Below are 23239 nucleotides of genomic sequence, written 5' to 3'. Positions count from 1 at the left end.
AAGCGCTTGGTTTCGATTAACAGGTATGTTTGCTTTTGTAGATGGAATTGGCAGCGTTGCTTTATCTCAAACCATCACCCTCACATAGCAAACTTCTGAGCTCAAACAAATAAAGATATGGTATAAAACAAGAATTCTGTCGCCAAAGCCTTCTATTCAAGCTTTGGTTTCGAAGAGGTGGGGTTAGATGAAGATGGCGAAGACATGCTTGCTGTTATTGCCATTTAGCCACGAATTAAATTTAAAGCAGCGAAATGCGAGGGATCTCAAGATATGGACGTCATCGATATTAAAACTTTTATTCCAAGCAAAAACTACGACATTTCTAAAGCATTTTATTCTGAGATTGGATTTAATGCAGAATACGTAAATGAAGACCTAACACTGTTTGAAAATGGTGATTGTCTCTTCTTTCTTCAGCGCTTCTATAATCCTGAATTGGCGAATAACTTTATGCTACAAATATGTGTAGCAGACATTCAGGACGCTTTTGATTTGTGCTCGCGCTCGTTACATAAAACGAAAATTTCATCAATTGAGCAACAACATTGGGGAAGTGTTTTCTATCTGTGGGGCCCGTCGGGCGAACTACTTCACATTACCGAATTAGCTAGCTAGCCGTTTAATTATCGGCAGCTTTCTGTCCTAAGGCGGCAAGACGCCTCCGCTTCTTATGAGCAGCCTGACGATAAACATCAAATTCTTTTGGTTCTGAAAATGGCACATCTTCTAAAACTAGGCGCTTTACGTCACTTGGTTATCAGCAATTTTGTTCAATGTAACCTTCAATGTAACCTTCAATGTAAGGTCAATGCTGCTTGTTGCCTCTCTTTGGTGTGAATTTTGCAGAAGCCTGTTTAAAGACACTGAAAATGTCGGTTTGCATAGTAGCTGATCACTGTTTTTCGATGAGTTTTTGCTTATTTCCGATAGAAATTTGACGTTTTTCACTGGACACGTGTAATGAAAAGTATGACAAAACCTGTCTATCACGCTTTGATGACAGAAAATGGTCGCTTAGTCGCGAAAGCCTTGGCATATACGGCGCTTCTCTTGGGCTTACTCTCTGGTTGCTCTTCATCTGACGAACCTAAGAGTCAATTTGCGCAAACCGATGCCAGCGACGTATCGGCATTGGGTAATGTGGAATACCACACCTATATGTTGGCGAACGAACTTTTTGCTGATGTTGGTCCAGCACGTCAGTCTCGCTATGCGGTAGTCGGCTTTGTACCTGCCGATACCATGAAATACAGTGCCGATCATCAACACCCGTTAATGTTGTTGGGCCATCAGCTTGAACAGGGAATGATTACTGAGGCCACGAAAAGAGGCTTTTCTACTCAAGAATTCAAGCTTTCGAACGATATAATTGTTAGTGACGAAAGCGACAGAGTATTAACCCGCGATATCGACCAGCTTTCAAATATTGAGCGCGTCGATTTTTATATAACCGGCACCATGGTGTATCAAGAGTCTGGTGCGGTGGTTAACGCTCGAATTATCAACGCTAGAAATAAAAACATTGTCGCTGCGGCAACACGCTTTTTCCCTGCCGAACTGTTTTGGCGCGAAGAACAAGTAACCACCAGAAACGGCAAGTTATACAGAACTGAAGGTACGAGGTAACCCCATGAAAAGACGAAATCAATACGCGGCGCTTTCGCTTTGTGCTTCACTGCTAAGCGTTAGCGGGTGCTCTATGATGATGGGGGAAGAAGAGGTGGCCGAACAAGCGCCTCAGCGCCCGGCCATGAACGTGATTGATATTACTGCCGCCGACCGCGCTCCTTCAAAGCCAGTTGAAAATAACAGTGATACCCAGTCTCAGGGTATGGACGCGTACGGTGCTATCGGTCAACCTCCTTTGTATTCGAGCGTACAGGGCGCGTATAAAGGTAGACCTCTAACCAAGCATATTGGCGACTATGTGAAAAACATGACGCAAGACTTAATTGCCAATATGGAATACGTGAATAACAAAACACCTATTGGTGTAACCCATTTCGCACTGCTAGATACTGACTTGCAGAAAACAGATTTACTTGGTCGTCAGATGGCGGAATCCTTTGTGCACGAACTGCATAAATTCCGCGTGCCGGTTATAGACTTCAAAGCTACCGAGTATATTCGCATTACTGACGACGGCGATTTTGTATTAAGTCGAGATTATTTGGAATTGAGCAGCAGCCTACCTATTGAATACGTGTTAACCGGAACCATGACCAAGCACCAAGGTGGCGTGTTAGTTAACGCTCGTATTTTGGGCATGGAGTCGCGCGCAGTGGTGGCAACTGCGCAAATGTTAGTGCCGTTCTACGTGGTAGATGCACTTATTCCAAGTGACGGTAGCCAGCAAAACGGTATGCGCGATGGCGTTAAGCTAAGTCGCGGCTAGGAGTTTCAGCATGGTGTTTACAAAGAAGCTTTTGCCTAGCAGTTGGGTAGTCGTTGGCGTAATGCTAAGTGGTTGTATGACAGGGTGCACTAGCACAGAGTCTATTGGCTCATTTTGGTTAGGTGAAGACGGTGAAATTACGCATCACGCCGAGCCAGTTCCTGTGCCAAGCCGTTCAGGGTTAGAGTACACACCAGATTCTCGCGATAGGCAATATCAACAGCACGTGGAAGTAGAGCCCGGCTACAAAGACCCGCTACACCATGGCTATTCACCTTCACAAACGCACAAACGTTTAAACGATTACGCTTCGCAGCTTGCGATGGAGTTAATGGACAATGCAACCCGTCTTACGCAGCAAGATATGGTGGGTGTGGCGAGTTTTGTGAGGCTTAATCAGTCGTTGAGCGACAGCACCGTGTTAGGCAATCAGCTTTCAGAGTATCTAATAGCTGAGCTGCAAGACTTTGGGTTAGCGGTTGTCGACTTTAAGCTTGCAGGTGGCATTACCGTAACGCCAGTGGGCGATTTCGTACTTACTCGAGATGGTACTGCACTCGCTAAGCAGGTTGAAATGGACCATGTTGTAACCGGCACCATCATTGAAGATGACAGAGGCGTGCGCGTAAACGCACGTATTGTGTCGCTGGAAAATAAGCAAGTGGTGGCAAGCGCTAACGTATACATTCCCGCTTTTATCGTGATGGATTTAAATAAAATGGCTAGCGTAAACTAGCCATTTACTTCCATTGCGCTCTGCCTTCGAAAGCGAACTCATTTCATATTCGCTTTAAAACTTCTAAACATCCGAACTTACGTGTTTAGCTAACAAGAGCTAGCTAATAAGAGAATGTTGGCGAGGCTGATGCGCATTTTAACCCTGACTTCTAATCGCGTCGCGAGTCATAAAGCGGCTTGTGTTTACAGCATTAAGCAAATCATTGCTTAAAGGTAGCGGCTCCTTACATAGACTGCTCACCAAGACCTCTGCCATTAAAGGCGCTGTGGTTAACCCTCGTGACCCTAAGCAAGTAAGCGTGGAAACTACACTTTCAGGCAACACTGGCGCGCTGGTTAACGGCTTGCCCACGCCTAGCATAGTGTAGAGTTCTTTTAATGAATCAAAGTTATGTAGTGCACCGACAACAGGCTGGTGGTCGGGTGAACCTAAACGGGTAGCGGCTCTGGCTTTACCGTCATGTTGTAATGCTTGCACGATGTCGGTGTTTGCCAGCGCCTGTTCGTGTGTGGCGAGGTTCGTTTCGGTTTCATCGCTTCTCACATCGGTACTTAAGTCGTTTTTAACGTAGGTTGAACCTAACGCATGCCGTCCTTCGAATACAGGTGTCATATAGCCTTTGTGACACAATACCGTTTTGAGCTGTTCAATTGGCATTTGGGTGGGGATGGCTTCAACCTGACCACGAACAGGGCGAAGGGACAGGCTGTTAAAATCGCTAGCGTTTACTGCACCTGCGCCAAGGGCAAGAATAAGGTGATCGGCAGTAATAACTTCTTCACTCTCAGCGCTATCTAAGTTAAAACGAATCTGCACCCGCTGCTTTGTTGTCTGAATTGCCTCATGAGTTATATAGGTATGATTGGGTTTCAGCTCGAGTTTGCCACTTTGAAGTGCTTGTTCAATCATGGCAGTAACTAGCTGTGGAGGAGAAAGCCATCCGCCCAAGCCAATGTATAAGCCTGAGTAGGGAAGAGCTAGGTTAGCGATATCGCTCACTTCTTTGCTGTCCACGGGTTTAATTAAAGCTTCAGGCCATACGTCGGCTGCTGCCAGTTTATTTTGGCGTTCTGCTACCTTGTCGTTAAAGCTCAGTTGAATAACGCCACAGAAATCATGGGCAACGTCGGCTAGGCCACAGGCTTTTGCATGTTCAATAGTGTGGTCGTAGGCTTGTCTAGCATACAAAAAACTATGCGCCTGAATGCGGCTGGCAATACTTGCTTCGCTATGAAGCTGCGGGTAAAAACCGCCTTGCGGGTTGCCAGACGCGCCGCTCGCAAGTGTTTCACCATCAAAATACAAAGTAGTGCTAATGCCGCGTTTTACTAAAGCCAGGCATGCCGAAGCTGCGGCAAGGCCGGAGCCTACTACTGCGACTTTGCTTGTTTTATCTAAACTGTCGTCAGCGTACCTGTAATAGGGGCCAGCAGGCAGGCGAAGTCTATACTGCACATTCTCATTGTCTTGGCTAAAAACGCCGGTCAGCATGTCGCGCTTACGGCCAAAACCATCGCGTTTTTTTATGGTAAAACCTACACCAGCAAGCCCACGTTTTACGATGCCTGCGGCGGTAAAGGTTCCAAAGGTTGTACCTGTTTTTGACAAGCGAGCCATTTGGCTAAACAGTGCATCGGTCCACATATCAGGGTTTTTGCTTGGTGCAAAACCATCTAAAAACCAGGCATCGATGAGGCCATTTACAGGAGAATGCCATTGAGGTAGAAGTTCGTGAACATCACCAATCCACAAGTCGAGTGTGGTTGAATGGTTGTCAAAATGAAGGCGATGACAACCTTCAAGGCCCATGGGGTAAAGTGAAGCGAGTGCTTCCGCTTCGTCTTTAAGAGCAGGAAAAGCTTCTAGTGCGCGCTTCATATCCTGTTGAGGCAGTGGAAACTTTTCCGTGGTAATAAAATACAGGCGCTTTAACGGATGATCAGGGTTCGCTGCTTTAAATTCGTTAAAAGCACGCATAGCAACTAAGAAATTAAGCCCAGTCCCGAAACCTGTTTCGGCAATGACAAAAGTTGGGTTGCGCCACTGTTGCCAGCGTTCAGCAAGGTCGTTGCCTGCAACAAAAACGTGTTGGGTTTCATCAATTCCGCTGTCGTTAGAAAAATAAACGTCGTCAAAATGGTCGGCGACAGGTGTACCGCTCTCATTAAAATGAACCTGTGCATGCTTAGATTTCACTGTTTATTTTTCTCCGTTGATGTTGTTTTTTTGTTGGCACTTTGAATTGGAAGCAGTTTTCACTACTTCAACAGCTTGCCCATCCGATGCTTGTTTTGAAACGCCAGAGCTAGCGAGCCTTGTAGATAGACAGGACACTTTTGCACGTGTTGAAAAATGCGTAATGACTTTACTAGTAACGCGTTGTGCACCAATCATACCGCCAATGGTGACCCAAGAACCATTAACGTTAATTAACCCGCGGTGATCCATTGTAGGCACTTCAGCATCTGTTTTTAATATAACCCAGGTTTCTTGTGCAATATCAAAGATCCAGATGGCGTCATCTGCAGTTGAAGGCTCGCCGTTATAGCCAATGCCATTATAGTTGTACGGATTAGTCGAGCCGCCAACAAAATAGATTTTACTGGTGTCCTTATCGCCCGCTGCGGCCATGCGATAGCGCGCAGTACCCGTTGGATGGTCAAGTGTACGCCAATCAATCTTAAAAGGGTTTTGCTTATCAATTACGCCTTTAAAGCAGGCAGTTTCTGGCGCGAAGCTGCGGCGTTCATCACTGTGAGGTGTTACAGAAACGCCGTCACAAATTACCATGGTGTTATTAACGATGCCGCCAGCTTGCCCGAATACCGGACTGCCAAGAAAAGGGCTCGCCTGATGCCATTGGCCGGTTTGCGTATCATAAACCTGCACAAGATTTATGTTGCCATCGTTGTGCCAGCCAGAAATTAAGTACACGTAACGGTCTTGGTAAACTAAAGCAGTTGCATCATCAACAGGGACGGGCATAGGCGCCAACAGCGTATATTCCTCAGTTACAGACGAGAATTTATAAACATCTGGGGTGCTAATTTCATTATGGTCTTTATCAACCGTGTAACCGCCAAAAATGTAAACGCTGTCTTTTACGCCCACTGCTACTGATGCCAAGCGGCCTTTTAGCGCAAGACTTGATGGAACTGGTTGAAGGGCTTGCCATTGCGAAGGTTTATAGTTGTTGTTAATCACAAGCTGCCAAGCACGGTTGTGCACATCGTTATGAGTTTTATCTTTGCCCAGTCCCATAAAACTAAATACATATTGTGTGTCGTCTATGGTTATAGAAGTTACGGCATTGTTTGAAACTGGCTCTGGTAGCGCGGGGAGGGCGATAGGCGCTGCTGCTGTTGAGACAGTCGCTGCAGAAGTAATGATAAAGGCAGCCACTACGAAAGAAAGTCGGGGTACCGCACTTTGGAAAATGCGTAGAGCAATGGTTCTTGGCTTTTTTAATAACACAGCAATCTTCAGTTTTATCTAAATTTAGAACGTTTGGCCGCGTATTCTACCTGTCACCTTTTTGTTTTTCCGCAAAAGTTTGTACCTGCTTAAAACTCTTTTTTTCTTATTGCTTCTGCAAATAAGAATCTATCAGTAAAAACAATACGCTTATTTAATTGTTGTTGTAAATAATTTGTTAAGTTTGGCTATGAATCGTTTGAAGATAGTTCAGGGAGAAGATATGGCAGGCGTTTTTCACCAATGTGGTCAAAGCATTAGCAAACGCACAAGAAACGTAATGGATGAACGTGCACGTATCATCGCACATGCACTTGCTGAACATGGTGTGTGCGATAACGATGTGGTCGCTATTTTTATGCGAAACCACGTCGATATATTTGAAATAGTAGAGGCATGCCGATATGTGGGTTCGCGCTATGTTCTGCTTAATTGGCACAGCCCCATTGCCGAACTTTTGCCCATTCTGGACGACTGCAGCGCTAAAGTGCTTTTCGCTCATCGTGATTTATTAAAGGGGGAGAGTGACCTCCAACCGTTGTCACGCGTTCCCACCTTGTCAATGATATACACAATTAAAACACCAAAAAGTATTTTAGATCGCTATCATCTTACAGATGATTCTGAGTTGGCTACAGAAACGAAAGCTGGGGCACAGTACCAGTGCCTTGATACACGATTAGCTGCCCCAAACCCAACGCGCCACAATGAACCGCCAAAGCGCTTTAAGGGCATGTTTCCCTACACATCTGGCAGTACCGGAAAACCCAAAGGTATCAAGCGAGATGAAGACCTAACGCGGCCAGACCCTTATTTAATATTTAAGGGGCTGTCTGAAGCGTTAATGCAGTTATCAGAAGGTGATCGCTTTTTCGTCTCGGCACCGCTTTATCACAGTGCACCACATGCGCTTACGCTCTGCTGTTTAGCAGCGGGTAATATTGATGTATTTATTGAGCCTCAATTCGATCCCGAACGCTTTTTACAAGACATAGAGCGGTTTAAACTGACCCACGCCTATATTGTTCCCACCATGATGGTGAGGCTACTTAAATTGCCCGAGTCGATAAGAAGCAAATACGACACTTCAAGTTTGCGTTTTGCCTTATCTACCGGGTCGGCATTGCCGAGCGATGTGAAAGAAGCCATGATTAACTGGTTTGGTCCAATTTTCTATGAGTCTTATGGCGCTAGCGAATTAGGCTTTATGACCTTAATTTCATCTCAAGAGGCATTGGCCAAACCTAATTCTGTGGGTAAGCCCATTCCCGGTGCCGCGATTAAAATACTGAGCGACGATAAAGAGGAGTGCGAAGTAGGTGATGTTGGCGTTATATATGCGCACCTTTCCATGTTCGCGCCATTCAAATATACCAATACTACGGGAACGCAAAGAGACTTGCATGTTGGTGAATTCACGACATTAGGCGATATGGGTTATGTGGACGTAGAGGGTTACTTATATATTTGCGATAGAAAAAAAGACATGATTATCTCTGGTGGTGCCAATATATTTCCTGCCGAAATAGAAAGCGTCATCATAGAAATGCCAGAGGTCGCAGACTGTGCAGTGTTCGGCGTGCCTGATGCTGAGTATGGTGAAAAAGTTGTGGTGGCTGTTCAATGCTCACCCGGCAGTGCGCTTTCGATTGATGAACTACACAGGTATTTAGACGGGAAACTAGCGCGATTCAAGTGGCCTAAAATGTTGCAAATACACGAAGCCCTACCTAGAGAAGATACGGGTAAAATATTTAAGCACAAACTTAGAGCCCAATTTAGTCAATGAAAGAAACCGCTAAAGCTATTTTGAAGGTTTTGTGAAGGTATAAATTAGCGCTGGTCATGACCCTGTGCATTCGTGCTACATTGGACTTATTAAAATAAAAAACAACGTAGCCGCAGACGGTAATAATGAAAGAGAAGGGAAGTGGTCAAGTAACCTGTTTGTACCAATATGCACAGCATTGAAACAGGTACTGTAACGCTTAAGTATAGCTAGTTCGAGTTGGACAATTGGCAGAGCAGACCACTTTACCGTTCAAAATCGTTACCATAAGCCGCAACAACGCAAAGGGTAAACTATGAGAAGAGCAGTTATCACCGGTCTTGGTATCGTATCAAGCATCGGCGTAAATAAAGATGACGTACTTGCTTCACTAAAAGCGGGTAAGTCTGGAATTACATTTTCAGAACAGTTCGCCGAAATGGGCCTTCGCAGCCAAGTTTGGGGCGACATCGATATCGATTTAAAAGATCACATCGACCGCAAAGCAATGCGTTTTATGGGCGATGCAGCCGGCTACGCATACGTGGCAATGCAACAGGCCATTGCAGACTCTGGTTTAGAAGAAAGCGACATTTCAAACGAGCGCACAGGTATTATCGCAGGCTCAGGTGGCGCGTCTTCTGAAAACCAAGTGCTTTCTGCAGATATTCTTCGCGAAAAGGGCGTTAAACGTGTAGGCCCATATATGGTTCCTCGCTGTATGGCATCTACGGTATCAGCTTGTTTAGCCACACCGTTTAAAATTCGCGGCGTAAACTATTCAATTGCCTCGGCCTGTGCAACCAGTGCTCACTGCATTGGTAATGCGCTAGAGCTTATTCAACTTGGTAAGCAAGACGTAGTATTCGCCGGTGGTGGTGAAGAGCTACATTGGTCACTATCAAGCCAGTTTGACGCTATGGGCGCACTAAGCTCTAAATATAACGACAATCCAGCTGTGGCATCACGTACTTATGACGCAGCACGCGACGGCTTTGTAAGTTCTGGCGGCGGCGGTATGGTTGTTGTTGAAGAACTTGAGCACGCACTAGCGCGCGGCGCAAAAATCTACGGCGAAGTTGTAGGTTACGGCGCTACATCAGACGGTTTCGACATGGTTGCACCGTCGGGTGAAGGCGCAATTCGCTGTATGAAGATGGCAATGCAAAATATCGATGCGCCAATCGATTACTTAAATACTCACGGTACGTCTACGCCTGTAGGTGATGTTAAAGAACTTGCGGCGATTCAAGAAGTGTTCGGCCAAGCGGGCGTACCTATTAGTGCAACAAAGTCACTGACAGGTCACGCATTGGGTGCAGCGGGTGTAAACGAAGCTATCTATAGCTTGTTGATGATGGAAAATAACTTTATCGCGCCATCAATTAACATCGACACGCTGGACGATGCAGCACAAGGCTTAGATATTGTTACCCAAGCACGTGAAGCAACACTAAACACAGTGATGTCTAACAGCTTTGGCTTTGGCGGCACTAACGCAACGCTTGTTATGCAGCGCTATAATGGTTAATTAAAACCGCTTGAATCAGTAAGCGTTTTTAGCTTCTGTTAGAAGCTTCAAAACAAAAAGGGCGTAAACCTGAGTACCATGAGTGCTTGTGTTTACGCCCTTTTTTGTTGCTGTTTCTTTGATTAAACCTGCGTTTCGATACTATGAAGTATCAGCAATAAGCTGTTAGCTTTCACGCCTCCGTTATGCGCAATATCCTGTACATGTGCTCATTTCTGGTCTAAACTTGTCCCATATAATGTACAAGTGGGGTGGTAAATGCGAATTGTCTCTTTTACAGAAGCAAGAAATGGACTAAAAGCTGTTTTGGACAATGTAGTCAACGATGCAGATACAACGGTAATCACCCGTCGTGACTCAGAAGATGCTGTTGTAATGTCATTAGATTACTACAACAGCCTTATGGAAACCGTTCATCTACTTCGTTCTCCAGCGAACGCTGAACACTTAAATCGTTCAATAACTCAGTTCAAAGCGTCAAAAACGGTTCAGCGAGAACTTATCGATGAGTAACAGGTTGTTGTCATGGACTGATGAAGCTTGGAATAGTTACGTTTATTGGCAATCTCAAGACAAGAAAACCTTAAAACGTATCAATAAATTAATAACCGATGTCAAGCGCTCTCCGTTTGATGGGATTGGAAAGCCAGAACCTCTAAAAGAAAACCTTGCTGGTTTCTGGTCACGCAGAATAGATGACACCAACCGTTTGGTATATGCCGTAGACGATACTGCAATTACGGTTATCTCGTGTCGTTACCATTACTAGCTGGTGTCTGCTAACAATCTAATAAAGTCGCTCGCGGGCTCACTGGGCCGCAAACGTGGCGGTTACTTCACCTCGCTTTTATTATAGCCGCCATGTTTATGGGCCAAATTGATAAGTTTAAAAATAAATTGTTTTTATTTTTCTTGTCTATAGCTTTCTAAAGTAAAGGTTCCGAACACGACCGTTAGATATTCTGAAGCCATTCACTTCACCGTGAACATCGCGCTCAAATAGGATATCGCCAACTTGTGAGCTAAAAAAGTCACCTTTGATTGGCGCAATATAATGGTCGCTTAGACGGTGATGAGAAATTTTCAGCTGTTTATTTTCTGGTGAAAAGTGATAAGTGGAAGAAAGTTCAGGGCTAAAGTAACTGCCGGCGAATTGTGATAACCAGGTTCTGGTTATTTTGACTGGTGTATAGCCAACCGACACATACGTATCGACGTTGTCTACTTGCACTGTCATTAATTGTTTCTCATCACTTTCAGTAAACTTAACATAAATCTCTCCCTCTACATTCAGCATTTTGAAGGTATTTTCGCTGATAGGAGCGAGTACACTTACGTTGTCTTCCCCTCTTGAATACATTAGTTTCCCATTTTCTAAATATATTTCTCTTGAGTACGTTTCTGGTTCATACCAATAGTGACCCACATAAGCTTTGAGTGTGCCTTCATCTAACTCAAGAAAATTAGATTTTTCTTTAGGTGAAATTGACTCTAAAAATGCGTCAGCAATCGCGTTCTGAGGGGGAGGGGGGGCTTTCTCCAAAAAACTGTCAGCCATTTGCAGAGCCAATTCCCATGGCCTTGCATCTGCGCCATTATTCAATATTGCAATTGCTAAATTTTGGTTAGGGAATCGAGCTAAATACGAACGAAATCCTGCGTCTCCGCCGCTATGCTGAAAATATTTGATACCTTTGTAATGACTAATAAATTGCCCATATGCGCCACCAAATGTTTCTCCATTGTTTAAGGACGCAAGAGTATTCATTTGCTTAATTATAGCAGGGCTACCTACAGTCGGTTCGGTGAAATTAGCTGACCATTTCAGCAGATCTTCTGCGGTCGTAAATAAACTGGTTGCACCTACATTTGAAAAGTTCAACACGCTTTTTTTGTAACCATTGCCGTTACGCTCGTATGAGTAGGCCCTATTGCTAACGATCTTTTGATGGTCGTCGTAAAACAAGCTGTTACTCATATTCAATGGCGTGAACAGCCTTTCTTGCGTGAATTGCGCAAAAGATTTACCGCTAACACGTGCAACAACCTCTGCTAATAGTGTGAACCCGGTATTTGAGTAAAGAAACTCTTCTCCCGGTTTGAAGTTTAGCTCTTTTTGTCGCGCTACTATTTTTAATACGTGTTCGGTAGTGATTACGTCATCTAATCGCCAACCAGCCATACGCAACAAATTCCATTGATCTCGCATGCCGCTTGTATGTGATGCTAAGTGTCGTAAGGTTATGGTGTGACCAAAATCCGGCACTTCTGGAATGTATTGTCGTATGTCATCATCGAAATTTAACTTACCTTCTTCAGCCAGTAGAAGAATGGCGAATACGGTAAATTGCTTAGATACAGATGCAACGTGAAACATAGTTTCTGGCGTAACAGGTATATCGTATTCAAGGTTTGCACTGCCATAACCTTTTGAAAATATAATCTCTCCATCCTGCAGAACTGCAACTGAGGCTCCTGGTTTATTAATATCATCGAATTGGGCAAATAGTCGGTCGAATTCTAGGGTTTGTTTTGAGGGGCTATTAAGAGACTTTTCAGGTTTTAACGATGGTTGGCAGGCGCATAAACCAATTGATAGCAGTACACTAATGACTAGACGGGCTGCAAATTTAGACATTTTAACGATTCCTTGTTATCACTTATTTTCAATTTTTTCCGACGAAGAGCAAACGTCAATACACTGCACAAAAAAGCAAAAGCTAGTCACAGGAAAAGGTTAGAGTAAAGTTGTTTTAATTAGTAGGCAAACAGATTTTCTATTAGCTACCTACTGACGAAAATGCTTTTGCACTTGTTCTTTTCACTTTGACTGGGTTGCTATTTCCTATCATTTGCAAACTATACTAAATTTATAACGGATTAATTTAGTATCAGTTGGTCTAAAAAAGCAGTTTTCCTTTTTTTAGAGGTCGATTAGTTTAATACTTGAGCCCTATTTATTTGGTAGAGCCTTCATTCTTCGAAAGGACTTTAAATGGATTTTGTTCTTTTTTTAATTACAGCATTGGCACTAATAATTAGCCTTATAAGAGAAATTAGGAAACGAGGCAGCGACAGCATAGGCGTTGTAGTCTGGAAATATTTTAGTTATTACACAACGCTATCGAACCTTCTTGTCCTAATTTGGTTCGCAGTTTTGACTTTTTGGCCTGAGCATTCAGTTACTCAGTTTGCTAAAAATCCTAATGTAGCTACTGCAATTACTTTTTATATAGTTACAGTTGGTATTGCTAACTACCTTATCTATGGATGGCTCAAACTTTCATTGTTTGAACGTATTTCAGATTTATTAGTCCATGCCGTTACACCCGTAATCACACTTTCCTACTGGATTTTCTTTGTAGAAAAAACGCAGCTTCAATACGCTGACTTAGGCTATTGGCTCATTTTTCCACTGACTTATGCCGCGTACACAATGTCTCATGGGAAATGGACAGAATTTTACCCTTACGAATTTACAAATGTTCAAGCGCTAGGCCTTAATAGAGTTTTATTAAATGGATTAGTATTATCTATTAGCCTCCTTGTTGGCGGCGCTTTATTTATATTTATAGGGAAAACTCTTGGCGGATTTTAATAGTGCGTTTTAGGCGCTTGCTATGAATGCTGGAATCTTATACATGAGCTATGTCACATCGTCTCTAATTTTAGCTCTCGCGTTATCGACCATTTGTTTGGAGTGCGAAGGTCTGCTGTTTGTCTCAAAGGGCCTGTGAGGCCGATGTCTACGTGAAGCAGCCCTCCAATTAAAAGCAGGTGGAATTCCTGCAATTCGCTTTAAGCAGTCTACAAGACGACCAACCCTGTAGGCGAAATACTCAGATTAGATCTGAGCTTATACATGTTAAGGTGTTCTTCTCAGCCTAACCCGTTTTCCCAAAAATTAGCCTCTTATGTCGTCTGCTGAATCAAAGCTGCAGCATGTTTAATGGCTTTTCGTATTCTATGATAGGTACCACAGCGGCAGATATTGTCGCTCATAGCTTTATCAATGTCACGATCGTTGGGATTGGGATTAGACTCCAATAGTTTGACGGCGGTTAAAATTTGTCCCGCCTGACAAAACCCACACTGAGCGACATCTTCGTTTACCCATGCTTCTTGCACCGGATGCAGAATATCATCGACCGCAAGTCCTTCAATAGTGGTTAGCGATGCACCCTCCACTTCTTCCATCGGAACAATGCATGGGCGAACTAGCTCACCGTCTTTAAAGATAGTGCAAGCGCCACACACGCCAACACCGCAACCATATTTTGGGCCAGTAATACCAAGTCGATCACGCAAGAGATACAGAAGCTCGTCATCGTTTTCAGCGTCGATAGAAACCGGGTTATTGTTAACATTAAATGTAATTTGTGGCATGAATTAACCCTCTGGATAGAAGTCACGAAGTGGAAAACGACGTGGTGCAATACCCGTCGCCCTGGCAAATGCGTTGGCTATCGCCGCTGCCGCCGCAGGAACTACTAACTCGCCTGCACCTCCCGGTGTTTCTCCGTTAGGCGGCATAAAATGCACTTCAATATCTGGTGGCGTGTTGCGCATTCGAGCAATTTCAAAATCGCCGTAACTGCTCTCGCGTATTGCGCCATTGTCGAGGTGTAAACTGGTGCGAATCATGTAGGTAATGGCGTCGGTTGCCGCACCGATAACTTGCGCCTCAAGGCCGGTTGGATTCAATACTCGGTTCACATCCAGCGCAACAACAATCTTAGTGACTTTGCTTTCTTTCTTCGGATTTTTGAACGTTTTTAATTCAACAAGCACTGCGGCTCGAGACTTATACTCTTTATGTAACCCGAGGCCCTGGGCACGTCCTTTTTTCATTCTCCTTCCCCACTTGCCCTCTCGAGAAACTTTCCGCAGAACAGCTTTGGAGCGCTCATCATCAAGCATTTGTAATCTGAACTGGCATTCGTCCATGTTCATTGCGCGTGCCAATTCGTCAACAACTATCTCGTTTGCGACGGCAGCTGTGCCGGAGTAGATGCCGCGCCAAGAGGAGGTTGGCACAACGAATTTTTTTTCGTTTAGCAGCAAGGAAGTTACACCAAACTTATATTGCACTAGTTGCGTTGAGTGCCAGACTGTCTGGCTGAAAGCAGCGGGAGCTAATTCTCCTCCCAATGCAGTAATACCTTCGCCAAAGCCATGTTCGAGATCCAATTCAGCGGTCGCAGCTCGATGGTCAAACGACAACACTTTTTTGCCAAATAAAAAACCTCTAGTGTAAGTCGCTTTTACGTTATGCAAGCTGAGCGGTCGTGCGCGGCCAAACTTTGTGTCGTCCTGTCGAGTAAACATAAGTTTGATGGGGCGGCTTACAATTTGTGAAATACGCGCGCCTTCAACTGCTGCATCAAAAAATAAGCGACGGCCAAATGAGCCGCCGCTCTGAATTACATTCACCTCGACGTCAGTGGGTAAGACTCCAAGGTCACGCGCAATTTTGGCTTGTGCTGCAAGTGGCGTCTTGGCGCCAGTCCATACCCTGATCTTTGAGCCGGTTGCATCGGCAACTGCTGTCATGGTTTCCATAGGGGCATGCGCCAAATAAGGAAAGATGAACTCGCCGCCAACCGAATCGGTAGCCAGAGGGATTTTAGGTAAGGTCGGCAGGTTTATCGCACGTAACTGCTCAATGACCTCGGCGTCAGATAGATGTTCGGCAGCACCCACACTCCATGTAATATTAAGTGCATCACGCGCTCGAAAAGCTTCGCCAAAGGAACGCGCAACAACGGCCACGCCAGAGGAGTTTGCATCAACATCCAACGGAACTTCTTTGATGGCGAGGACGCCGGGCAGGCCTATTGCCTCAGAATCGTCAAACGTGATCACGCAACCACCTAAGCTGGGTGGCCTAGCGACCACGGTGGGCATCGCGTCTGGTATGTCGAGATCCATCGCGAAATTTAGTTTGCCGGTAACAATATCGCGCGCGTCAGCCCGCTTTTGCGGCGTACCGATAATTTTGTATTGAGACGGGTCTTTAGGCTTTGCCAGTCGAGCTGCATCGTTGCGTCCCTCAACACCTGCGGTGAGCTCAGAGTAAGCAATGCGGCTGCCATCGTTATCAATTGCAAAGCCATTTTCTGTACTAATTTCGTTCACAGAAATCCCGAAATGCACTGCGGCTGACAATTTTATCTTATATAACAGCGCTGCCGCGACCTTACGCAACGGATCCCAAAGAGACGTTACGGCGTGAGAGCCCCCTGTAATTTGACCAGTCGCTCGTCTGATTTCAGCCGGAGATAAAGTCGCATCAATTGAGGACAGTTCAACGTCCAGCTCTTCGGCAAGAATCATCATTGCAGCGGTTAATATACCTTGCCCAACTTCCATTCGTGGAAGCTCAAAACGGACGCGGTTATCACTCGTTATCTTAATTAAATAATCGTAGTAGAAAGGGTCACCGGAGATCAGCAGCAGGTCTGTTAAATCCAGTTCATCTGCAAGCTCCGGTATTCCTAACAACTGGGCGTTGGCATCCTGAGGACGAAAAGCACCACCGGTTATATGTAACGCAACAGCAAAACTCGACCCCTTAAGCATGTAACCGATAAACTTTCTTCGTCCGGTGTTTTCTAACTCGACAATGTGTTCGTCATCACTACCGGATTGATCATGTTTCTGAGAGGAGGTAATCGTCTCTATTTGTTCCGCATGGTTGCTTTTTGTCATAGATTCTCCGTTTCAGGTCAAGACCTTGAATGGTTAACTTAAGTTTAAGAAAAGTCGTTTATTTAACGTAGGTAATTGCAGCTTGCCAAATATATGTTAACGAGATGTTATCATTAAGTATGATTTATTGAACATTAATAATAATTAATACTAAGTGGGGGATTTCCTTATTTAAGAAGTATATTTTCTGTGAGTTGGATAGTTGAAGAGAATTCGTTTGAGGCATCTCATCTATCTGATCTTCATGGGCAGAGTCTAACAACACCAAAGCGGCTATATATTCGAGATAGGTGAGGGCCTAGCGCTGCATGTTTACCCCGCCAAATGAATGGCCTACAAGGATAATTGGTCCAGTAATGTCTTTCTTTTCTAGAACCGAGTGAAGTTCAGCAACAATAGTTTTACTGTCTCATTCATACGGCCTTTCTTCACTCCACCCAAGGCCAGCTCTATCATAGGTAATGACCCGAGAAAACTGTGAGACTTACTCTGCTACTTTATTCCAGACCGATGAGTCATCACCCATACCTGCATCAAAAATAACGGTAACTTTTCCTTGTTCCAGAATCCTCGACATAAAGACTGTAGTCACCTACGTTTATCATTTCTCCACGCTTGTCAAAAGAGGTGGAGTCGACGTAGCTTGAATATGACTGATATACAAAGCCAACTATGGAAAGCAAAACTATGCTGGCAGATAAAATTTTCAATGCGAACTTTTCTTTTCGTTTGCACGCCTTTAATAATTTTCCATAAACTCTTGAGCGATTCAGCTAATTATTTCGGTCAAAAAAAATTGAACGCCTTTCTGACTTTGCGGTGCACCGTTTAATTGAAGATGCACATGAAAACTGGGGCAAACTCTCAAAACACATAGTTTTCGCGAAACTTACAAAACATAGATTTGTGATTAAAATGAGTGTTACGCTAAATAGAAATTTAGTGCACCCACACGGAAGTGATATGAACAATAAGTATTTATTAATAAGTCTGCTGCTTTCTACATCAACGTTTGCAAACACTTTCAAAGCTGATGACTTTATCATCGAATATGATGCCGACGTCCCTATTACAGTAGTTGAGCAACTCGCATCGAGAGTGAGCGAAAACAAAAAAGTTGTAAAAGCTTATTTAAGCCAATCTGAAGAATATAATGGAACTCCAATTCAAGAAGACTTGGTAGTATTTATTTCCAAAAAGCGTCGTACTCCTTACCAAGATTGGAATACGATTCACATTCCAGAGAAAAGAGTTCTTTCGGCCTTCTCGTCAGCAAAGTCAGAAAACAGCGGTATGGCTGTCATCCACGAATTAACGCACGTGTATGCTGTCAGTGACTTTCGTAAAAAGAAGAAAAACGGCTATGAAGATCGTTTCTTTGATGATGGTCTTGCCGTGTTCTTACAACACAGATTTGGTGAATCTGCTGAATACCCTGATTTTGGTCAAGATTTGTATAGAGCAGTAGCAGAAACGTCGGTTAGCTACGGCGGATTAATACCTTTGACTGAATCAGAAAATGTAAGACACTCAGCAAAAACGGGAACAGGTAGGCGTTTGGCGTATTTACAAGAAGGTGCCTTTACGCAGTTCCTGATCGAAAATTTTGGTTTAGACCAATATTTGAAAATTTATGCTGGGGAAAATATCCAAGCAGTTACTGGTAAGTCTTTTAGTGAGCTCGAAAACGATTGGGCTGCATTGATTAGTAGTTTTGCACCGTGACAAACGTAATCAGTCTTTAGCTATCGCTTATGCGAGACCGTCCGGTGTTTGTATCTAGATGCCTCTGGCGCTGTTAGGCAGCTGTGTACGTAAAGCGGACACCTTTTTCTCTTTCCTCTGAAAATACAGAATCTGTATTTTCAGAGGAAACGGGTGTTATTATGAAGCCTCAGGAATAAGCTGTTAGTTTCTCACCGTGCCATTGGAGATAAAATGGATTTAGATATTAATATAAATGACTTTGCTCTATGGATTGCAGAGATACTTAGATTTGACTTGGAAGAAACCGAAGACTCTTTTTTATATACGCCCAGATTCAGCTCATTTGAAGATATCACCCTCACGTTAACCAAAGAAAAATTGGAGAGCGAAGTCGATAGTTTGAAAGCCTACGACGCCACCTCAGAGACGGTGTTATCTGATGATAAATCTTATGAAATACTAGTTAGGGAGGAAGGTCACTTCCATAGGTTTTTACCTAGAACTAGAGGAGAAGATGTTGTTTTAGATATTGGAGACCCAGATAATAAGATTTCTTATACTTTAGGTCGACCTTCAAACCAGTTCTCTCTCTACTTGATAAAAAATGCTGCGCAGTATGGCGAGCCTAGAGCTTTATCACGCCCCGGAATGTCCATTTCAGGTATGAGAAGGGTTTTAGAGGAACAGCCTTGTGTACTAGAATTGATTAAAAAATTTATAGCTGGTCGCTTGACCTTAAAACTAAGCTCCGAAACGAAAAGGACTTTATCTGAATTCGATAAGTTTTCATCAGCATTCCTTTTTAATATTACTTACAACACAGACACCTCACTCGTACAACAGCGAGATTTTGATGAGCTACTAAGAACAGGCAGAATCACTCGCTCTCGAAGGTCAAGCCTTGACGAAATCGATCCACCAAGAAGAACTTATATTCCAGATTTGATACATCATTATCAGCTTGCGGTCGGAACTGAAAATCCTATGCTGGAATATATTTCCTATTACCACATTGTTGAACACTTTTTTGAGTCTATTTTCAATGAGGCTTTAGTGGAGAGGGTTAAGAATAAGCTTACGCATCCAGACTTTTCGTATAAACGAAAAAAAGATATATCGTCCCTAATTAAAGATATTGGAAAGTCCATAAAGATGCGGGACGACAGTATGACTTTTAGTGAGCAAGAAGGTCTCAGATTAACGTTAGTAAAACATGTGGATTTGGCTGATTTAAACCAAAAGTTAAATGACTATGATGATTCTCTAATTGCGTATTACAAAACATCACCAGTTATTTTTTCTTCAGCGCCAGTTGTTGATTTAGAAGGAAATGACGAGGATCTGATATTCAAAAATCTTGCTGGCAGAATATACAAAAATAGGAATTCTATAGTTCATAGTAAAGAGTCAGAAAAATCCAAATACACGCCATTTCGTGACGATAAAACGTTAGTAAAAGATGTTCCTTTAATTAGGTTTATTTCTGAACAAATTATTTTTGCGACGTCGAGTGTCGCATGAAACTAACAAGCGCATGTTGCCGGACTGGTTTTCCCCTGCGCTCCAAACCAGCCGCAAATACGGGAGTTGAACGTCTGCTGTTTGTTTCGAGCAGACCTTAAAGATGGAGACAGATGTGCGCCGCGCAATACTGCGGGGATGGTGCAAATCCATATTTGATTAAGTAAAACCGTAAGCTCACACTAAAATTAGTAAAGGGCTACTGTGTTATTACTAAGTTTTTGTATTATCGATTTTCAGAAGACGCTTTATTTCGCGCAACAACTACCAAAGAAAATGAGCGATTCAGCTAATTATTTCGGTCAAAAAAACTGATAACGACTAAACAAGGTATCTGGCTCGGGAATGGTGATTTTACCGTAATGCCGTTTTACCAAACCTTCACTTTCAAGCTCACCTAAAAGCTGATTAACCGTTTGCCTACTGCTATTTATCATTTGCGCCAAAGACTCTTGCGAGAGGGTGAGTGTAATTGCGTTGTTCTTAGGTAAATGTTGACCATAGCTGGTGGTAAGCATCAATAGCCGTTTTACAAGCTGGTGTTTAAGGCTAAGCCCCGCGCTTGAGTCAATAAACTGAAAAGCGCTGCGCACTCGCGTGCATAAAAGGCGGGTGAAGTGCGGGTAAAGTTCAGGATATTGCTCAAGCAGTGCTTTAAACGCATTTTTTTGAATAATAGCAACCGTGGAGTTTGTCTCACAGAAGTTGTCGTGAGTTCGAGGGAGATCATCAAACATGGATATTTCACCAAACCAAGTGCCGGGCCCAAGTAACGCGAATAGCATTTCGCGACCATCCACGCCCACAGTAACCACTCTTAAACGGCCCTCGCATACGCCATAAAAACCTACACCTTCTTCACCTTTGGCGTGCAGTTGCTGCCCTGCTTTTAAGTGTTTTAGGCGCATCTTGTCGAACATGGCTTCCTGTAAATAGGGCGGGAGCGCACTGAACCACGTCGAGCTAGCCAGAACCGGCTTAAATTTTTCCATTTAACAAATTTCTTACAATGTCGTATATCCGACAGTGTATAGCAATTACTGCGCGTAATGTAGGCGTTAGGAGAAAGTAAATAGAAGTTTCATTGGAGTGTTTATGTTTTAGAGCCTCAAAAGACGGCTGACATACTTCAATGAAATGATTTTAGACATAAAAAGAGTAAAGCTATGACAGATTCAGTAAAGTCGAAAGTAAGCAGTGAAGAATGGCAAACCCGTGTTGACCTTGCCGCATGCTACCGCGCAGTTGCTATGTATGGTTGGGACGACCTTATTTTTACTCACATTTCAGCTCGTGTACCAGGGCCTGACCATAACTTTTTAATTAACCCTTACGGTTTAATGTTTGATGAAGTTACTGCATCCAGCCTGGTAAAAGTTGACCTTAACGGCAATAAGGTGATGGAAAGCGAGTACGACATTAACCCTGCGGGTTTTACTATTCACAGCGCTGTTCATGAAGCACGTGACGATGCAAAGTGCGTGTTGCATTTGCATACAGCAGAAGGCGTGGCGGTATCCATTTTAGAAGAAGGGTTGCAGCCTTACTCGCAGCAGTCCCTTTTTCCACTAGCGTCGCTTTCCTATCACGCCTACGAAGGCGTGGCGCTAAACCCAGACGAAAAAGCACGGCTGGTTCGCGACCTGGGCGATACCCAATTTATGATTTTGCGCAATCACGGGCTTTTAACCTGTGCAGACAATATTCCTGATGCATTTTTGTTTATGTTTATCATGCAGCGCGCCTGTGAAATTCAGCTAAAAGCCCAGGCCACAGGAAAGCCGTTAATTCCAATTCACTCGGCAATTCTAGATGGCATTCGTGCTCAAGCCGAACAAGTTACCAAACAAGCGGGTGGTTCACTGGCATGGCCGGGCATTAAACGTCGCGTAGAGCGTCGCTTCCCTGGATACGATAAGTAACTATTTAAAGTTAACGTTATCCAGTTCCACGATCGTAAAGGATGAGGTAGACAAAAATCGCGAGCTAAAGCGCTTTGCTTAAAGCGTTCCCGGTTCAAAAGATTGTATAAACTTCGGCCGTCTCATTGATATGGCGGCCAAACGTGCATCAAAATGACTTAGATTAAGCCAATCACCGACAAGATAAATAAGGGCGCTAGGTTACTAAAAGCCTAACTTAAGGTACACTTAGCGCCATGAAAATACTTCTTGAAGATACCATTCCGTTTGGCACCGATTACCTTAACGGCGTAGGTGAAGTTGAAACCTATGCTTGGCAATCTCTTATGCCTGAAATGCTGCGCGATGTAGATATTCTTGCGTTGCGTTCTACCACTAAGGTTACCCCTGCACTGCTTACCAGCGCTAACAAGCTTAAGTTTGTTACTACGGCAACGGCGGGTACTAATCATCTAGATAAAACGCATTTAAATAGCGTCGGTATTATGTATAGCAGCGCAGCAGGCTGTAATGCCGTTGCGGTTGCCGAGTACGTATTGAGTGTTTTGTTGCATGCACAAAAAGTCCAAAAGCTCGACTTTTACAATGCGAAAGTAGGCATAGTAGGGGCCGGAAACGTGGGAAGCGCGCTATCACGTATTTTAACGGCAATTGGTGTTGAACACTGCTTGTACGACCCTCCGCTACAGCAAGCGTTAGCAAAGACTGGCAAAACCCAGCATAACGGGCAGTCGTTTGTAGATTTAGCACAAATTGCAAAGTGCGACGTTATCTCGCTTCATGTGCCTTTCACAAAAGACGGCGATTACCCCACCTACCAGATGATTGATGTAACTTTTCTGGAAGCATTAACACCTGACCAGCTGCTTATCAATGCATGCCGTGGCGAGGTTATAGATGAAGAAGTGTTACTTAACCTGCTTCAACAAGAACAAGCGCCAACAGTAGTGCTCGATGTGTTCGATAATGAGCCTGCCATAAACACAGCATTATTTGACCACGTTTGGTTCGTTACGCCACATATTGCGGGTCATTCCGTCGAAGGCAAAGTGCGTGGTACGCAAATGATTTACGAGCAAATTTGTGAGGTAGTGGGTACAGCACCAGATAAAGAACTCAGCGATTTTCTAGATAAGACCAACCCAATAAACGCTGAGTTAGCATCGCCAGAAGCATCTCGGTTATCGGTTGAAGATCTTACTGCAGTATTTCACAAGGTGTACGATGTCGCTATTGATGACGAAATAACGCGAAACGCTTTTTCATCAACATCAAAAAATAACGAAAAGGCGAAATCTGACTTAGCAAATACGTTTTCTGCACTGCGCAAGCAATACAGAGTACGTCGCGAGTGCTGCGCCTATACGTTACAATTGCCAAAGAACACCAGTAAACAAATTCAAAACACTTTCACCAAGCTAGGCTTTTTCGTTAGTCTGGTTTAGTTATTTTCTTATTAGGAGCATAA

General features: G+C 43.8%; 19 protein-coding genes and 1 pseudogene. 14 read left to right on the top strand and 6 right to left on the bottom strand.

The window, feature by feature from the left end:
• Positions 1 to 129: 129 nt before the first annotated feature.
• From ACYX4M_RS18755 to ACYX4M_RS18735, 5 genes and pseudogenes are all read left to right on the top strand, one after another.
• Positions 130 to 228: pseudogene (locus tag ACYX4M_RS18755) on the top strand (GNAT family N-acetyltransferase); the annotation flags it as partial.
• Between the two features lie 45 nt (positions 229 to 273).
• Positions 274 to 618 (top strand): VOC family protein, encoded by a 345-nt coding sequence (locus ACYX4M_RS18750; protein WP_474873474.1) that lies wholly within the window; start codon positions 274 to 276, stop codon positions 616 to 618.
• Between the two features lie 345 nt (positions 619 to 963).
• The gene (locus ACYX4M_RS18745; protein ID WP_476081277.1) at positions 964 to 1629 is read left to right on the top strand and encodes a FlgO family outer membrane protein; all 666 of its coding nucleotides are present in this window, start codon (positions 964 to 966) and stop codon (positions 1627 to 1629) included.
• Between the two features lie 4 nt (positions 1630 to 1633).
• Positions 1634 to 2398: a FlgO family outer membrane protein gene (locus ACYX4M_RS18740; RefSeq protein ID WP_476081276.1), complete on the top strand. Its 765-nt coding sequence runs from the start codon at positions 1634 to 1636 to the stop codon at positions 2396 to 2398.
• Between the two features lie 10 nt (positions 2399 to 2408).
• Entirely contained in the window at positions 2409 to 3134 is a 726-nt protein-coding gene (locus tag ACYX4M_RS18735) for a FlgO family outer membrane protein (RefSeq protein WP_476081275.1), read from the top strand.
• 138 nt (positions 3135 to 3272) lie between these two features.
• Here ACYX4M_RS18735 and mnmC read toward each other — a convergent pair whose 3' ends face one another.
• Positions 3273 to 5333: a bifunctional tRNA (5-methylaminomethyl-2-thiouridine)(34)-methyltransferase MnmC2/FAD-dependent 5-carboxymethylaminomethyl-2-thiouridine(34) oxidoreductase MnmC1 gene (gene mnmC, locus ACYX4M_RS18730; RefSeq protein WP_476081274.1), complete on the bottom strand. Its 2061-nt coding sequence runs from the start codon at positions 5331 to 5333 to the stop codon at positions 3273 to 3275.
• A 3-nt stretch (positions 5334 to 5336) separates the two neighbouring features.
• Positions 5337 to 6611 carry a Kelch repeat-containing protein gene (locus tag ACYX4M_RS18725; RefSeq protein WP_476081273.1) on the bottom strand — a complete coding sequence of 425 codons (1275 nt, stop codon included), beginning with the start codon at positions 6609 to 6611 and terminating at the stop codon, positions 5337 to 5339.
• A gap of 223 nt (positions 6612 to 6834) precedes the next feature.
• Between ACYX4M_RS18725 and ACYX4M_RS18720 the strand changes: the two genes are divergently transcribed.
• From ACYX4M_RS18720 to ACYX4M_RS18705, 4 genes are all read left to right on the top strand, one after another.
• Positions 6835 to 8400 (top strand): AMP-binding protein, encoded by a 1566-nt coding sequence (locus ACYX4M_RS18720; RefSeq protein ID WP_476081272.1) that lies wholly within the window; start codon positions 6835 to 6837, stop codon positions 8398 to 8400.
• A gap of 295 nt (positions 8401 to 8695) precedes the next feature.
• A complete protein-coding gene (fabB, locus tag ACYX4M_RS18715; protein WP_476081271.1) occupies positions 8696 to 9910 on the top strand; it encodes a beta-ketoacyl-ACP synthase I in 1215 nt (404 codons plus the stop codon).
• A gap of 258 nt (positions 9911 to 10168) precedes the next feature.
• Positions 10169 to 10423 (top strand): type II toxin-antitoxin system Phd/YefM family antitoxin, encoded by a 255-nt coding sequence (locus ACYX4M_RS18710; RefSeq protein ID WP_474873468.1) that lies wholly within the window; start codon positions 10169 to 10171, stop codon positions 10421 to 10423.
• A complete protein-coding gene (locus ACYX4M_RS18705) occupies positions 10416 to 10679 on the top strand; it encodes a Txe/YoeB family addiction module toxin (RefSeq protein WP_474873467.1) in 264 nt (87 codons plus the stop codon). Before ACYX4M_RS18710 ends, ACYX4M_RS18705 begins: the two co-directional genes overlap by 8 nt.
• A gap of 147 nt (positions 10680 to 10826) precedes the next feature.
• On the opposite strand, the gene ACYX4M_RS18700 is transcribed toward ACYX4M_RS18705, so the two are convergent.
• Entirely contained in the window at positions 10827 to 12548 is a 1722-nt protein-coding gene (locus tag ACYX4M_RS18700; RefSeq protein ID WP_476081270.1) for a serine hydrolase domain-containing protein, read from the bottom strand.
• A gap of 357 nt (positions 12549 to 12905) precedes the next feature.
• Between ACYX4M_RS18700 and ACYX4M_RS18695 the strand changes: the two genes are divergently transcribed.
• Complete coding sequence (locus tag ACYX4M_RS18695; RefSeq protein WP_476081269.1) at positions 12906 to 13508, top strand: Pr6Pr family membrane protein; 603 nt, start codon at positions 12906 to 12908, stop codon at positions 13506 to 13508.
• Between the two features lie 314 nt (positions 13509 to 13822).
• Here ACYX4M_RS18695 and ACYX4M_RS18690 read toward each other — a convergent pair whose 3' ends face one another.
• Positions 13823 to 14296, bottom strand: coding sequence for a (2Fe-2S)-binding protein (locus ACYX4M_RS18690; RefSeq protein ID WP_476081268.1), 474 nt, complete (start codon positions 14294 to 14296; stop codon positions 13823 to 13825).
• A gap of 3 nt (positions 14297 to 14299) precedes the next feature.
• Positions 14300 to 16621: a molybdopterin cofactor-binding domain-containing protein gene (locus tag ACYX4M_RS18685; RefSeq protein ID WP_476081267.1), complete on the bottom strand. Its 2322-nt coding sequence runs from the start codon at positions 16619 to 16621 to the stop codon at positions 14300 to 14302.
• A 963-nt stretch (positions 16622 to 17584) separates the two neighbouring features.
• Between ACYX4M_RS18685 and ACYX4M_RS18680 the strand changes: the two genes are divergently transcribed.
• Together ACYX4M_RS18680 and ACYX4M_RS18675 are read left to right on the top strand one after the other, a co-directional pair.
• Positions 17585 to 18346 carry a hypothetical protein gene (locus ACYX4M_RS18680; RefSeq protein ID WP_474873461.1) on the top strand — a complete coding sequence of 254 codons (762 nt, stop codon included), beginning with the start codon at positions 17585 to 17587 and terminating at the stop codon, positions 18344 to 18346.
• 213 nt (positions 18347 to 18559) lie between these two features.
• A complete protein-coding gene (locus ACYX4M_RS18675) occupies positions 18560 to 19849 on the top strand; it encodes a hypothetical protein (RefSeq protein ID WP_476081266.1) in 1290 nt (429 codons plus the stop codon).
• Positions 19850 to 20151: 302 nt separating this feature from the next.
• Here ACYX4M_RS18675 and ACYX4M_RS18670 read toward each other — a convergent pair whose 3' ends face one another.
• Positions 20152 to 20841 (bottom strand): Crp/Fnr family transcriptional regulator, encoded by a 690-nt coding sequence (locus ACYX4M_RS18670; RefSeq protein WP_476081265.1) that lies wholly within the window; start codon positions 20839 to 20841, stop codon positions 20152 to 20154.
• A 174-nt stretch (positions 20842 to 21015) separates the two neighbouring features.
• Here ACYX4M_RS18670 and ACYX4M_RS18665 point away from each other — a divergent pair, with 174 nt between their 5' ends.
• Positions 21016 to 21771: a class II aldolase/adducin family protein gene (locus tag ACYX4M_RS18665; protein WP_476081264.1), complete on the top strand. Its 756-nt coding sequence runs from the start codon at positions 21016 to 21018 to the stop codon at positions 21769 to 21771.
• A 236-nt stretch (positions 21772 to 22007) separates the two neighbouring features.
• The gene (locus tag ACYX4M_RS18660; protein ID WP_476081263.1) at positions 22008 to 23216 is read left to right on the top strand and encodes a 4-phosphoerythronate dehydrogenase; all 1209 of its coding nucleotides are present in this window, start codon (positions 22008 to 22010) and stop codon (positions 23214 to 23216) included.
• The last annotated feature ends 23 nt before the right edge of the window (positions 23217 to 23239 follow it).

It is taken from the genome of Alteromonas sp. ABV4_150, from assembly GCF_056311745.1.
Note: the sequence above shows the minus strand (reverse complement) of the source record. Positions and strands in the feature narration are given on the sequence as shown.